11 protein-coding genes are annotated in these 13,786 nt (G+C 64.4%); 7 read left to right on the top strand and 4 right to left on the bottom strand.

From position 1 onward, the window contains the following. Window positions 1–24 precede the first annotated feature (24 nt). From C5L14_RS06180 to C5L14_RS06160, 5 genes are all read left to right on the top strand, one after another. Window positions 25–1,143 carry a patatin-like phospholipase family protein gene (locus C5L14_RS06180; RefSeq protein ID WP_105861148.1) on the top strand — a complete coding sequence of 373 codons (1,119 nt, stop codon included), beginning with the start codon at window positions 25–27 and terminating at the stop codon, window positions 1,141–1,143. A gap of 4 nt (window positions 1,144–1,147) precedes the next feature. Further along, window positions 1,148–3,616 carry a caspase family protein gene (locus C5L14_RS06175; protein WP_105861147.1) on the top strand — a complete coding sequence of 823 codons (2,469 nt, stop codon included), beginning with the start codon at window positions 1,148–1,150 and terminating at the stop codon, window positions 3,614–3,616. A gap of 11 nt (window positions 3,617–3,627) precedes the next feature. Beyond that, window positions 3,628–4,707: a hypothetical protein gene (locus C5L14_RS06170; protein ID WP_105861146.1), complete on the top strand. Its 1,080-nt coding sequence runs from the start codon at window positions 3,628–3,630 to the stop codon at window positions 4,705–4,707. A 276-nt stretch (window positions 4,708–4,983) separates the two neighbouring features. Further along, entirely contained in the window at window positions 4,984–5,964 is a 981-nt protein-coding gene (locus C5L14_RS06165) for an aldo/keto reductase (RefSeq protein WP_105861145.1), read from the top strand. A gap of 128 nt (window positions 5,965–6,092) precedes the next feature. Continuing rightward, window positions 6,093–6,920 carry an aldo/keto reductase gene (locus C5L14_RS06160; protein WP_105861144.1) on the top strand — a complete coding sequence of 276 codons (828 nt, stop codon included), beginning with the start codon at window positions 6,093–6,095 and terminating at the stop codon, window positions 6,918–6,920. A 161-nt stretch (window positions 6,921–7,081) separates the two neighbouring features. On the opposite strand, the gene C5L14_RS06155 is transcribed toward C5L14_RS06160, so the two are convergent. Beyond that, window positions 7,082–8,401 (bottom strand): LLM class flavin-dependent oxidoreductase, encoded by a 1,320-nt coding sequence (locus tag C5L14_RS06155; RefSeq protein ID WP_105861143.1) that lies wholly within the window; start codon window positions 8,399–8,401, stop codon window positions 7,082–7,084. 207 nt (window positions 8,402–8,608) lie between these two features. On the opposite strand from C5L14_RS06155, the gene C5L14_RS06150 reads away from it, so the two are divergent. Next, a complete protein-coding gene (locus C5L14_RS06150) occupies window positions 8,609–8,959 on the top strand; it encodes a GFA family protein (protein WP_105861142.1) in 351 nt (116 codons plus the stop codon). A 12-nt stretch (window positions 8,960–8,971) separates the two neighbouring features. Here the strand turns inward: C5L14_RS06150 and C5L14_RS06145 are convergent, their stop codons facing one another. The 3 genes from C5L14_RS06145 to C5L14_RS06135 all read right to left on the bottom strand — a co-directional run bounded on the left by C5L14_RS06145 (window position 8,972) and on the right by C5L14_RS06135 (window position 13,102). Further along, window positions 8,972–9,844, bottom strand: coding sequence for a phytanoyl-CoA dioxygenase family protein (locus C5L14_RS06145; RefSeq protein ID WP_105861141.1), 873 nt, complete (start codon window positions 9,842–9,844; stop codon window positions 8,972–8,974). 30 nt (window positions 9,845–9,874) lie between these two features. Beyond that, complete coding sequence (locus tag C5L14_RS06140; protein WP_146126846.1) at window positions 9,875–11,692, bottom strand: GSCFA domain-containing protein; 1,818 nt, start codon at window positions 11,690–11,692, stop codon at window positions 9,875–9,877. 93 nt (window positions 11,693–11,785) lie between these two features. Continuing rightward, window positions 11,786–13,102 (bottom strand): S41 family peptidase, encoded by a 1,317-nt coding sequence (locus C5L14_RS06135; protein WP_105861139.1) that lies wholly within the window; start codon window positions 13,100–13,102, stop codon window positions 11,786–11,788. 135 nt (window positions 13,103–13,237) lie between these two features. Between C5L14_RS06135 and C5L14_RS06130 the strand changes: the two genes are divergently transcribed. Continuing rightward, complete coding sequence (locus C5L14_RS06130; RefSeq protein ID WP_245196835.1) at window positions 13,238–13,672, top strand: group III truncated hemoglobin; 435 nt, start codon at window positions 13,238–13,240, stop codon at window positions 13,670–13,672. The last annotated feature ends 114 nt before the right edge of the window (window positions 13,673–13,786 follow it).

Raw genomic sequence — 13,786 nt, 5'->3', positions numbered from 1 at the left:
GCAGATCCTGAGGGGGGATGGGCGATGGCACAGGACAGTGGAGTCGAAGACCGCACGGCGGATCGCAGGATGCCGGCGCTGGCCCTGTCGGGCGGCGGCTTTCGCGCCACGCTCTATCATTGCGGCGCCCTGATCCGGCTCAACCAGCTCGGCCAGCTCGCCAGGCTCAGCCGAATCTCCAGCGTGTCGGGCGGATCGATCGCCTCGGGCATGCTGGCAGCCGCCTGGAAACAGCTGACCTTTGAGAACGGCATTGCAACCGATCTCGATGCCAGAGTGATCGCACCGCTGCGCAACTTCTGCACCCGCTCGATCGACACCAAGGCCGTGGGCCTCGGGACGATCCTGCCCGGCAAGAACATCGGCGATGTCCTCGCCGATAGCTATGACGATCTGTTCGAGGGCATCAGCCTGCAGGATCTGCCGGACAGCCCGCAGTTCATCTTCAACGCCACCAATCTGCAGACCGGCCGGCTCGTGCGCCTGCAAAAGGTCAGGCTGGCCGACTATGCCATCGGCATCATTCCCGAGCCCGACATCCGGCTGGCGGTGGCCGTCGCCGCTTCGAGCGCCTTTCCACCGGTGCTTTCGCCGGTGGAGATCCAGGTTGATCCCGCGCGCTGGGTGAACGCCACCGGCACGAGCCATTTCGGCGATCCCGACTACAACCGCAAGCTTTCCCTTACCGATGGCGGCGCCTATGACAATCTCGGCCTGGAGACGGTGGACGATTTCGCCACGGTGATCGTCAGCGATGCCGGCGCCCCCTTCGGCACGGAGGAATCCGCCCAAGCCTTCTGGCCCCAGCAGGCCCTGCGCGCCCTCGACATCGCCACCGACCAGGCCCGCGGCCTGCGCAAGCGCCTGCTCTTCGCCGAAGCCAGGGCGGCCGGCCAGGTGATCGCCTTCAGCGGCATCGACGGCGTCGCCTCGAAATATCCGGCGCCGCAGATGCTGAAACCCGATCCCGCCATGGTCGCGCGGCTGGCCGGGATGCGCACCCGCCTCAACCCCTTCGGCGAGGAAGAGCAGAGCCGGCTCATCAATTGGGGCTGGCTGATGATGGATGTCGCCCTACGCAGCTTTGTCACGCCGGCCGAGCCGGCACCGACGGCCTATCCCCTGCCCGGCTTCCCGGTCTAGGACCATGAAACTCGCCGCTGACGATCCCGACAGGAAGCTCGGCCTGGTCTATCGCGACGACGCGCTGGCGGCCGGTCCCGCGACCCATGTGCTGATCATCGGCGTCGGCGCCTACCAGTCGCCGCGCTTCAGGAAGCCCCTGACCTCGACCACCTTCTCGGCACGGGCGCTGGCGGACTGGTTCGTCGGGGAGGCGCCCGGCTTTCGCAACGAGGCCTGCCCGCTCGGCAGCCTCGCCATCCTGCTCTCCGAACCGGCGGCAGGCGAGGACCCTCGCGCGACCTATGCCGGCGGACCGGTGCCGCGCGCCAGCTTCGCCGCGGCGCGCGAAGCGGTGCGCGCCTGGGTGAGGCGCATCAACACGCACCAGGACAATCTTGCCATTCTCTACGTCGCAAGCCATGGCGAGAGCCGGCTCTCCCGCACGGCCTTCCTCCTCGAGGACTATGCCATGGACGATCTCGATGCCACGGCCGGCATGTCCGAAGTCGAGCAGTTCATCTCCGCGCTGGAAAACGCCAAGGCCGTCTCCCAGCTTCTGCTGTTCGATTGCTGCCGCTCTGCGACGGAGCTTTCCTTGCCCTGGAACGAGCCGTTCGGCAGCAAGCTGATTGCCCTGACCCGCGAAAACAGGGGCCATGACGAACCCAGCAAGCAATGGGTGATCGCCGCCACCGCGCTCGGGGAAGTCGCGGGAGGGCGCGTCAACACCACCACCCTGTTTGCCGACGCGCTGCTGAGCGCCCTCGACGGGGTTGCAGCCGATCCGGCCGACGAAGGCTGGCCGGTAAGACCGGGCCAGTTGGTCGACAAGGTCAACAGGCTGCTCGAACTGCACCGTCAGCCCGATGAAAAGCCGCAGACGCCGGGCGGACGCAATGCCGGAACCTTCGAGATCACCTATGCGGGCGAGCGGCAGGAGATCCCGGTCTACATCTCGCTGGACCAGCCCGAGAACTGGCCCGAGAGCAACTTCACCGTCGCCGCCACACCGGGGGGAGAGACAGCCTTCGAGGGCGCTGGCGACGGCTCGCCGTTCCGGCGCCTGAACTATCCGGAAAATACCGCCCTCAGCGTCTCCGTCCGCCGTTTCGGCGCGGATATCGGCGTGGCCAAAGGCAAGGCGCGGGCGCCCGCCGTCTTTCTCGAGGTCAGGCGCAATGCCGCGCCGACCACGGTGGTGGTGGACAGGCTCGATCCCGGGCGCGGCGTCGGCCCGGCCGCGCAGCTTCTGGTCAGCCTGTCGGGACCCGTGACGATCGCCGCCGGTGCGGTGGCCGAGATCATCCGGGCGGACGAACCGAAGAAGAATCCCAAACGGCTCGTCGTCGCCATCGGCGGGGCCACGCCGGTGGATGTCCGGCCCGGCGAGCATATCGTCACTCTGCGCACGCCCGACGGCCGGGTCGAGGTCCAGAACGTCACGGTGGCCAGGGACGACGTGCTGGAAGTGCGCTTCGCCATGCCGGCCTCGCCGCATGAATGGCTGGGAACGGCCACGGCAACCGGTGCCGTCCCGCTTCCCTCTCCCCCCGCCGCGCCGCCGCCCCCCGCCCCGGCGCCGGGCCTGGAAAGCCTGTGGCACGGGCTGCCGGCGGATATCGGCCGTCCGGCTGCGCCCGATTGGCAGACCGGCTTTCCCGCGCCCGCCCCTCGCCCGGTCACGCCGGTGGTCGCCACCATCGCCGGCCATGCCGATTATGCGCTCGGCCTGCATGCTCTTGCCGATCCGCGCCTCGCCGCAACGATGGAGAACGATGATGGGCGGTTGGTACGGCTCGGCCTGGCCGATACCGCGGCGCGCCGCTTCGCGCCGTTCGAAAGGGGAGCCCAAGACCGCCCGGTCTTCGTAGCGATCGAGACCGGCCGGCGCCGCGATCTCGCTGTGGTGCCGAGCATCGCCGGCCGGTGGAGCCCCTATGTGCTCGTCGACAGGCTGGCGCCACGCGAGAAAAGCACAGCCACCGTCATCGCCGAAAATCCCGTCTGGAACGGCCTGATCGGCTTTCTGGCGGCCCGCGATGCCGACGCCGGCAGCGCGCTCCTGGCCGGCGGGCTCCAGCAATCCGTGATCGATGCGATGCAGGACAAGCTCGCCGATCCGATCGCGGCGCTTGCCGCCGCGCTGATCGCCGTCTCGGCCGCCTCGCCCGACCTCGAACGGCGCTGGGACCCCTGGCTCTTCAATCTTGCCGACTGGTTTCCGTTCATTCCCGACGGGCCGATCATTCTCGGCCGCCGCCTCCTGATGCGGGCGCGCAACGCCGAACAGTTCGAGCAGGCCAAGACCCATCTCATGGCAGGGTTTTCACGCGGCGCCCCGCTCTATTCGCTGTCGGCGGACTGGCTGGCCCGCGGGCTCGAAAGTCTGCCGGACGAAAAGGCGCTCGAAGCCCCGCGCCGCGCCGCCCGCGCCTTCGCCAACCGCGTCGATTCAGCTCAGGCCTTCACCGTGATCCGCCTCGACGATTGAAGGAGAACGCCATGCCGGTCTTCAGGCTCGCCATGCATCCGGCCTCCGAGGGCGATGCGCTCATGCTGAGCTGGGGTGAGGAAGACGCCCTCCACCGCGCCCTCATCGATCTCGGCCGCACCAAGAATTACCGGGCGCTGAAGCCGCTGCTGCAGACGATCGGCACCTTCGAGCTCTTCGCCATCAGCCATATCGACGCCGATCACATCGAAGGCGCCGTGCCGCTCTTCGCGGAACCGGCGCTTCCCTTCACGGCTCGCAATGTCTGGTTCAACGCTTATTCCCAGCTCGTCGATGCCAGGGAGCGGCTTCGCGACGCCGAGACGCTCGGCGTCGACCAGGCCGAGAAGGTGACGGCGGGCATCAAGGCCAGCGGCTGGCCGTGGAACAGCCAGTTCGCCTCCCGCATCGTCTCCACCGGCAGCCCGGAGGCAGCGGCACCCTTGACGTTCGCCGGCGGCCTGAAACTCACTCTGCTTTCCCCGACGGACCAGGAACTCACCAGGCTGCTGCCCACCTGGGAGAGGGCGCTCGCCGAGGCTCATCTGCGCAAGGAGGACAAGGAGCCGGTGGAGCTGGCCGAGACGGAAGGACGCGAGATTCTCGGCAGCCTCAATGTCGAGGCCCTGGCCGCGCGCCAGTTCAGCGGCGACGGCACCAGGCCCAACGGCAGCAGCATCGCCTTCATCGCGGAGTTCGACCAGAAACGCGTGCTGATGGCGGCGGATTCCCATGCCGATGTCATCGAGGCCGCGCTCGAACGGCTCGGCCATAGCGCAGAGAATCCCTTGAGGCTCGACTGCCTGAAGGTGTCCCATCACGGCAGCAAGGCCAATACTTCGCCGGCCGTGCTCAGCCTGATCGACTGCACCCGTTTTGCCTTCTCGACCGACGGCAGCCATCACGGTCACCCGGATGCCGAAACCATCGCCCGCATCCTCAAGCACGATCCCGGGCGCCGGAAGACGCTGATCTTCAACTTCCGCCAGCCCAGCACGGAGCAATGGGACGACGAGAATTTGAGGACACGCTGGCACTATGATTGCCTCTTTCCCGAAGCGGGGAAGGAAGGCATCGAGTTCGAGCTGTAGCACCGCAGTCGGATTTGGCGCGAGACCTTGGATTTGCGTCCCTGCGAGCCAGGCATCACCGCAATTGTCATGGTGCCTGAGTCATCGGCGTCGGACGGTCGGATATCTCGCAGTTCCGTGAACGCCGGGATGCCACTCTGCCCCGCCTTGAAGCTGGACTTCGGCACTCGTCCGATTCACAATCGACCGAACCCATCAAGTAGCGGGATTAGTCGGTTGGCGTGGTCCTTTGGTGACGACGCGCCCGAACCATTCTTTCAGTAAGGAGTTTCATCCATGGATTACGTCAAGCTCGGCTCGACGGGCCTCGAAGTGTCACGCCTGTGCCTTGGCTGCATGACTTATGGCGTGCCCGACCGCGGCAATCATGTCTGGACCCTGCCCGAGGAGCAGAGCCGCCCTTTGATCCGCCAGGCCATCGAGGCGGGCATCAATTTCCTCGATACCGCCAATTCCTATTCCGACGGAACCTCCGAGGAGATCGTCGGCCGGGCCATCAAGGAGTTTTCGCGGCGCGAGGAGATCGTGCTGGCGACCAAGGTCTTTTTCCGCCAGCGTCCCGGCCCCAACGGCGCCGGCCTGTCGCGCCGCGCCATCCTGGCGGAGATCGACAACAGCCTCCGGCGCCTCGGCACCGACTATGTCGACCTCTACCAGATCCACCGCTGGGATGAGTCGACCCCGATCGAGGAAACGCTGGAAGCTCTGCATGACGTCGTGAAGGCCGGCAAGGCCCGCTATATCGGCGCTTCCTCCATGCATGCCTGGCAGTTCACCAAGGCGCTCTACACCTCCCGCCTGCATGGCTGGACCGAATTCGTCAGCATGCAGAACCACCTCAACCTGCTCTATCGGGAAGAGGAGCGCGAGATGCTGCCGCTATGCCGCGACCAGGGCATCGCCGTGCTGCCCTGGAGTCCGCTCGCGCGCGGCCGGCTGACGCGCGACTGGAACGAGAGCAGCGAGCGCCAGCAAAGCGACAATGTCGGCACGGCGCTCTACGACGCCACGCAGGAGGCCGACCGCAAGGTCATCGAGGCGGTGGCCGCCATCGCCAAGGCGCGCGGCGTGCCGCGGGCGCAGGTGGCTCTCGCCTGGGTGGCGCAAAAGGGCGGCGTGACCGCACCGATCGTCGGAGCCTCCAAGCCACATCATCTGACCGACGCCATCGCGGCGCTAGACCTGAAACTGACGGGCGAGGAGATCGCCACCCTCGAAGCCTCCTATGTCCCGCATGGGATCGCCGGTTTTCAGTGAGATCGACGGGTTGCGCTTGGCCGACCAGACCATAGATGAGCCATGCAGCCCCAGCGACTGCATGTTCAGCGATCGAATCATCGCTTTTCCGGCATCCCGTTCTTCCAACGATTTCAGGAAAGTTTCCCATGAGCCCGACCATCCGTTTCAATGACGGCAAGGACATTCCGCAGCTCGGCTTCGGCGTCTGGCAGGTACCGAATGACGGCGCGAAGGAGGCGGTTACCGCGGCGATCGAGGCGGGCTACCGCTCGATCGACACCGCCGCCATCTACGGCAACGAAGAAGGCGTGGGCGATGCGCTCGCCGCCTCCAGCGTTCCCGTCAAGGATATTTTCCTCACCACCAAGCTGTGGAATGGCGACCAGGGTTACGATCAGGCCCTGCGCGCTTTCGATACGAGCCTGAAGAAGCTGCGCCTGGAGACGGTCGACCTCTATCTCATCCACTGGCCGGTGCCCTCGCGCGATCTCTATGTCGAGAGCTGGAAGGCCCTCATCAAGCTGCGCGAGGAAGGCCGCGTCGCCTCCATCGGCGTCTCCAACTTTCAGATTGCCCATCTCGAGCGCCTGAAGGCCGAGACCGGCGTGATTCCCGCGATCAACCAGATCGAGCTGCATCCGCGTTTCCAGCAGAAGGCCCTGCGCGCCTATCACGCCAAGGAAGGCATCGCCACGGAAGCCTGGAGCCCGCTCGGCCAGGGCACGCTGCTCAGCGATCCCGCTCTGACGGCCATTGCCAAGAAGTATGGCAAGAGCGCCGCCCAGGTGATCCTTCGCTGGCATCTCGACATCGGCAATGTCGTCATTCCCAAATCGGTGACACCGGCCCGCATCGTCGAGAACTTCCAGGTCTTCGATTTCAAGCTGGCGCCGGAGGACATCGCCGCCATCGAGAAGCTCGACGATGCCAAGGGCAAGATCGGCCCGGATCCCGACAGCTTCGCAATGGTGTGAGGTCGAACTTAGGGCGACAGTTGCGTTTGCATGAAAGAGCGCAGGATATGCGGAGTGTCAGCCTCCTGGCTGACATTCCGCTTGCCAGCGAGAGCTGCGTTTCCAAGATGTCAGCCGGAGGCTGACACTCCAACCGCCTCAACTCGGCAGGAAATTTTCTCCTATTTGAAGAACCGGTTTTCCGGCCGCGGCAGGCCGAGATTCTCGCGCAGGGTCCGCCCTTCATACTCGCGCCGGAACAGGCCGCGCTCCTGCAGCACCGGCACGACCTTGTCGACGAAGTCGTCGAGGCCACCGGGCAGATAGGGGAACATCACGTTGAAGCCGTCCGAGCCCTCGCTTTCCAGCCATTCCGCCATTTCATCGGCGATGCTGGCGGGCGTGCCCACGAAAGCCAGGCCCGCATAACCGCCGAGGCGCTGGGCGAGCTGGCGCACCGTGAGCCCCTCGCTTTCGGCCAGTTGCAGCACCCGTTCGCGGCCGCTCTTGCTGGCATTGGTCTCGGGAATAGGCGGCAGCCTGCCGTCGGGATCGAAGCCTGAGACATCGTGGCCAAGGGCAATGGAGAGCGAGGCAACGGCGCTGTCGTAATGCACGAGGCTGTCGAGCCTGGCGCGCTTGGCCCTGGCTTCCTCCACGCTGTCGCCGACCACCACGAAGGCGGCCGGCAGGATCTTCATATGATCCCTGTCGCGGCCGAGCCGCGCCATCCTGCCCTTGACGTCGGCATAGAAGCGGCGCCCTTCGGCCAGGTTGGGCGGCGCGGTGAACACCGCCTCCGCCGTCTCGGCCGCGAGCTGGCGGCCCGGCTCCGAGGAACCGGCCTGCACGATCACCGGCCAGCCCTGTACCGGCCGGGCGATGTTCAGCGGTCCGCGCACGGAGAGATGCTCGCCCTTGTGGGCAAGCACATGCAGCTTGTCCGGATCGAAATAAAGACCGCTCTCGACGTCGCGAATGAAGGCGTCGTCGGCCCAGCTGTCCCACAGACCGGTGACCACATCGTAGAATTCCCGCGCCCGGCGGTAGCGCTCGTCATGCCCGACATGGTCGTCGAGGCCGAAATTCAGGGCAGCATCGGGATTGGAGGTGGTGACGATGTTCCAGCCCGCCCGGCCGCCGCTGAGATGATCGAGCGAGGCAAAGCGCCGGGCGACATGGTAGGGGGCATCGAAGGTGGTGGAGGCGGTGGCGACCAGGCCGATATGCTCGGTGACGGCCGACAGCGCCGACAGCAGGGTGAAAGGTTCGAACGAGGTCACGGTATGGCTGCGCTTGAGCGCCTCCACCGGCATGTTGAGCACGGCGAGATGATCGGCCATGAAGAAGGCATCGAAGCGGGCGCTTTCGAGCCGCTGGGCCAGATGTTTCAGATGGGCGTAGTTGAAATTGGCGTCGGGCCAGGCGCCGGGATAGCGCCACGCTCCGGTATGAATGCTCGCCGGGCGCATGAAGGCGCCGAGCCGCAATTGGCGGGCCATGAAGATCTCCCAGGAAAGGGCAGGCCGGGTTGGAAAGCCCGGTCGAGCACATCACTCAGATCATAGAATGTGTATGGTATTTACGTCTGCCAAGGCCCGGTGCAAACAAAAGGAAGTTCTCTTCCGGATGCCGGAACAGGATCCCCGAATCCCTCGCGCCGGACTATGCTTGGCGCCTTGCACACAACCATTCCGGGAGGACGGGAGATGAGCTTCGAAGGCAGTTGTCATTGCGGCGCGGTTTCCTTTACGGCCGAAGCCGATGCGCCGACCAGCGCGGTGAGCTGCAATTGCTCCTATTGCCGCCGCAAGGGCTCGCTCCTGGCGTTCCTGCCGGCCGAAGCGGTCACCATCTCCGCCGATCCGGCCAAGCTGAAGACCTATCAGTTCAACAAGCACCGTATCGAACACCAGTTCTGCGAGATCTGCGGCACCCAGGCCTTTGCCAAGGCGACCCGGCCCGACGGGGCCGCCATGGTGGCGATCAATCTGCGCTGCGTGCCGGCCATCGATCTCGATGCGCTCGAGATTCACAAATACGATGGCGCGAGCACTTAGAGCAAAACGCGTTCAGATGGAAACGCTTGCCTGCTCCAACTCCTTGTTTCGACGCGTCCTTTTTGCCGGTGAAGCGGTCAGGCCGGGCGCTTCCGGCTCGTAGGCATGCCCTGACGACGGCGTGGCTGACAGCGGCCACCCTTCCCAAAAGTTATCGGTATGGGGTTCGTCGACCTGATCGAGCCAGTCGTCACGGTAGTAATCCGCCAGCAAGGCATAACGGATCTTGTCGGTCCTGTTCGTCGTGGGCGTGTGCAGCAGCCGATGGTGCCACAGCACCAGGGTGCCGCGAGGCCCAGGCAGCATCACGTGACGGCAACGGGCCTCCGCTTCCAGGCGCAGCGCTTCGACATTGTCGAGCAATTTATAGGAAGCGCGGCCGGCAAACGCCTTCGCCATGATGTAATGGCTCCCTTCCCAGACGCTGAAGGCGCCGCCGTCTTCGGCGACGTCGTCGAGATAGAGCACGGCGTTCACCTGGAAGGGATGCGCATCCATGCCGCCTTTGATCGTGTCGCTCGATTGCGGGGTCGGAAAGATTGGATAAAGGCCGCGCGTCGCATGGCGGCCGACGCAGCGTTCGCCGATCACGCTGCGCACGGCCGACATCACCGGACCGTTGCCATACATCATCCGGATCAGTTCCGGATGCCGGAACACATTGTCCTTGAACTTCAGCCGGCCGCGGCGTTTGGCGAGCGTGGCGGAGCGGCAATCGTCCTCGATCTCGCCGACCCAGGTCTTGGGATCGTCTCGGTCAAAATGGCTGTCGATCTGGCTCCACGTCAGGTCGATCGCCCAGTTCGTCCATTTGGCATCCAAATCGATCTGGACAGTGCAATAGCCCTTGTCGACGAATGAGCTCTTCTGAACTTCGCTTAGCATAGGCGCCCCCAAGCTCCTGTTTGAAATCAACTACGCTCCAACCAATTCGCCGATCCTGTCCTTCAGTTTGTTATAGCGGCGGTTTTCGCTCGGCGTTGCCGGCTCCGCCTGCGCGAAGCTCTGCCTCGCGGCAGCAAGGTCGCCACGCAGCAGATGCGCCTCGGCGCAGAGAATATGGCCGAGCGCCGATTTGGGATTGTCGACCAGCGCAAGCTCGAGCAGTTCCAGCGCGCGGCCGACCGATGATTGCGCCAACAAGGCCCGCGCCACATGGATCCGTGCCTGCGAGGCCTGCTTGGGCAGGGAGCGAGACCAGCCGCCGAGCGTGGTCTCCAGCGCAGCGATATCGCCGTTGTTCCCTTCCGCCTCGACCCGAAGTGACCAGTAGCGGCTCGATCGCGCCTCCTCCAGCTTCGGATCGTAGAGGATATCCAGCGCCTCCCGGTTGCGCTTGAGCATCAACAGGGCACGCGCCTTCGCCATCTTGATCCGCTCTGACCGGGCATCCGTCAGCGATGCGACGTCCAGAGCCTTGGCGGCCTGCTTCTGCTCGACCAGCCATTCGATATGTTCAGTCGCGAAGGTCGGCGATTTTTCCGACCACGCGCCGAATTCGGCGAAGAAACGCGCCGCCGAGGTCGGATCGCCCTTGCGCGCTTCGACGGCATGCAAATGCGCGGCCGATGCTCCTCCGGCGTCGATACTGGCATGAACGCTCTCCAGGCTGTCGCCGCCCGAGCCTCTTCCCTCGAAATGACTGACCAGGCGATCGACATTATGGGCGATCAGCGTTTCGGTGACATGCGTAAAATCGTTCATCCAGGCGATTTGCCGGTCGCTCTGGACAACGGATTCATAACTGGGAAAGTAGTGCACATTGTCATAGCGCGAGACCATCTCCTCGGTGACCGTGCGCAGGACGGATTTGCTGTAGCAATTTGCGACCATCACATCCTGAGGCCGGTGCGTGATCCCGAGCGCCACTGGCGACACGCTCATTAGGATGACCGCATCTTTCCGCCCATATTTGCGCAGCAGGCCGATGGCCCGGTCGCAATAGTCCAGCGTCTCGTCATGCGAGAGCACATGGAGTTCGAAACGCTCGGGGTGGCGACGCACCAGCGGCGGCGGCGGCAGGCTGTTGAGATAGGTGCCTGCCACATTGTCGTACCAGACCTCGACCAGGCCCAGCGTGATGATGATCAGCTTGCAGTCCTTGAAGCTGCCATAGGCCTTGGTGATGGCCGAACGCCGGCGCAGCACCGTATCCCGGGGGGCGGGCTGTACGTTATGGGTGACGTGCAGATCGAGCCATTTGCCGGAGGCATATTCGACGATGGCCTGGTCGGCATCGAACTGCAATTCCCCGGTAGCCCAGCCCAGTTCGTTCCAGATGGACGGTGTACTGAAATTGTTGAGTGCGCGCGGATGCACGCCCGCGAAACTGCGATCCTCCATCAAATCCCGCATCGGCAGGCGATAACCTGCGGTTGCAAGTCGGCCCTCCACATTGCGTGCAAAGCAGGACCCGACGGTGAAGATCTTGTCACCCGGCTCCAGATCTAATTCAAAATCAAAATGCGGACTGGCAATCGGCTCCACCCGATTAGCAGCGTTCCTCGAACCCCAGAAACTGTATTCATTTGCCTTGCGAAGCTTGATTGCATCTACAGCAGACGATTTGTATAGCGGCACGGGACCTCTGATGATTTCGTTGAACTGGATTATTCTCTCCTGACTCGACAACTTCCATGAGTCCATGGAATGTTGTTCGGCGTCAAGAGACAGCTTTGTGACGATTTTGTGTCTGCTTTCACCCGGCCCCTCGGATCCGACCCTGCACGCCACCGGCGCCTATCGCTTCAGAAATGCAGCCAATGGCTGCAAAACGCCCACCCCCCGAGGCCGGGCGGCCCATCGTTCCGTCAGAGCCGGCCCCGCTCAGTTCCCGGGAGGCCGCCATAATTCGCTGCGCTCGCGTTCCGTGCTGCGCAGCATATCGAGGGCGATGCGAAGCTGGATGTCGTCGGCGGGGTTCGGCGGCACATAGAAGGAGGAGCCGCTCTCGTCCTTGGCGCCCGTACCCTTGAGATGACCGGTCAGGCCCGCTTCGCCGGGCGTGGCATGGCCGAGGCCCGCCCCGGTCGGATCCCGCTGCCGCACGGCGATGTCGGGCTCGATGCCCTGCGCCTGGATCGAGCGTCCGAGCGGGGTATAGTAGCGCGCCGTGGTCAGCACCAAGGCGCTTTCGTCGGGCAAACGGGTGACCGTCTGGATCGAGCCCTTGCCGAAGGAGCGCGTGCCCAGGATGGTGGCGCGCTTGAAGTCCTGCAAGGCGCCGGCGACGATCTCCGCCGCCGAAGCGGTGCCGCCATTGATCAGCACCACCAGTGGCGCGCCGCCAGTGATGTCCTCGCCATGGGCGATATAGACCTTGGACTGGTCGGGCTCGCGCCCCCTGATCGACAGCAGCACCCCCTTGCCGATGAACGCCGCCGAAACCATGATTGCCGGGTCGAGCAAGCCGCCGGGATTGTTGCGCAAATCGAGAATGAGGCCCCTCAGGGTACCGGGCCGGAAGGCCGTCGGCAGGCGCTGGGCGATCCGCTTGAGGCTGTCGGGCGTCTGGTCGTTGAATTCTGCGATGCGGATATAGCCGATATCCTCGCCCATCACCTCGAAGCGAACGCTTTCGGTCCGGATGATCTCGCGCATCAGCGTATAGGACAGCGGCACGGCATTGCCGCGCCGCCTGATGATCAGGGTGGCGGAACTGCCCACCGGCCCTTCCATGCGCTTCAGCATCGCTGCCGGGCTCACTCCCCGTACGGCGTTGCCGTCCAGCTTGAGGATGATGTCTCCCGCCTTCAGGCCTGCCGTGGCGGCGGGAGTGGCCTCGAGGACATGCTCCACCTTCACCAGCCCGCCCTGCACCTCGACCTCGAGGCCAAGCCCGACCCGCTTGCCGGCAAGCTCCCGCTGGATGTCGGACATGGCCTTGGGACCGACATAGCGCGAATGGGGGTCGAGCTTCGACATCATGCCGCCGATCGCACCCTGGATCAGCACATCCGGCGCAGGCTTCTCGACATAGGTGGCGAGCACGCGCTGATAGATCGCAATGAAGCGGCCAAGCTCGTAAAGTTGCTCACGCGTATCATTGTCCGGATTTTCAGGGTCCGGCTGCTGTTGAGCCCTGACCGGAACTGCAATCAAACCAAGAAGAAGAACAGCTATCGCAAGTGGACGCATGCGCATGGCGGCCTCCACTCTTCCAATGATTTCAACTTACATGGTGACGCGCCATCCGAATGTCAGTACCAGCGTCGAAAAATAGCTGCTGCGACACCAATGCATTGGTGCCGGCCTGATTTTTCCGCCATAGAGACGGGCATGGCAGCCAGCATCAATATGAGCGAGCCCAATGGCACCGAGGTCAGCGAGGCGATGATCGAGCGCCTGGTTCACACCTTCTATGGCCGCGTGCGTCAGGATGATCTCATCGGGCCGATCTTCAATGCCAAGGTCGCCGACTGGGACGACCACCTCGCCAAGCTCTGCGCCTTCTGGTCATCGGTCATTCTGCGCAGCGGCCGCTATGACGGCCGCCCGCTCCGGCCCCATCTGATGCTGCCCCTGGAGGGTCGCCATTTCGAGCGCTGGCTCGATCTGTTCGAGCGCACGGCTCTCGACGTGCTGCCGCGCAATGCCGCCCTGCTCTTCATCGACCGCGCCCGCCGCATCGCCGACAGTTTCGAGATGTCGATCGGCACCCAGCACGGCGAGATCCGGTCGCCGCGGCATCAGGCGAGAAAGCTGCCGGCGTAGGGCAATGCAGTTCACCTAAGCGTTTCGGGGTGCTCGATCTTTGTCATTGCCGGGCTTGGCCCGGCAATCCAGCTCCCCGACGGTTCGTCCGTGCGGCTTCTGGGTAGCCGGGTC

This window comes from Labrys okinawensis (assembly GCF_002982075.1).
Taxonomy (GTDB): domain Bacteria; phylum Pseudomonadota; class Alphaproteobacteria; order Rhizobiales; family Labraceae; genus Labrys; species Labrys okinawensis_A.
The sequence above is the reverse complement of the archived record's forward strand: the minus strand, read 5'-3'. Positions and strand labels throughout refer to the sequence as shown.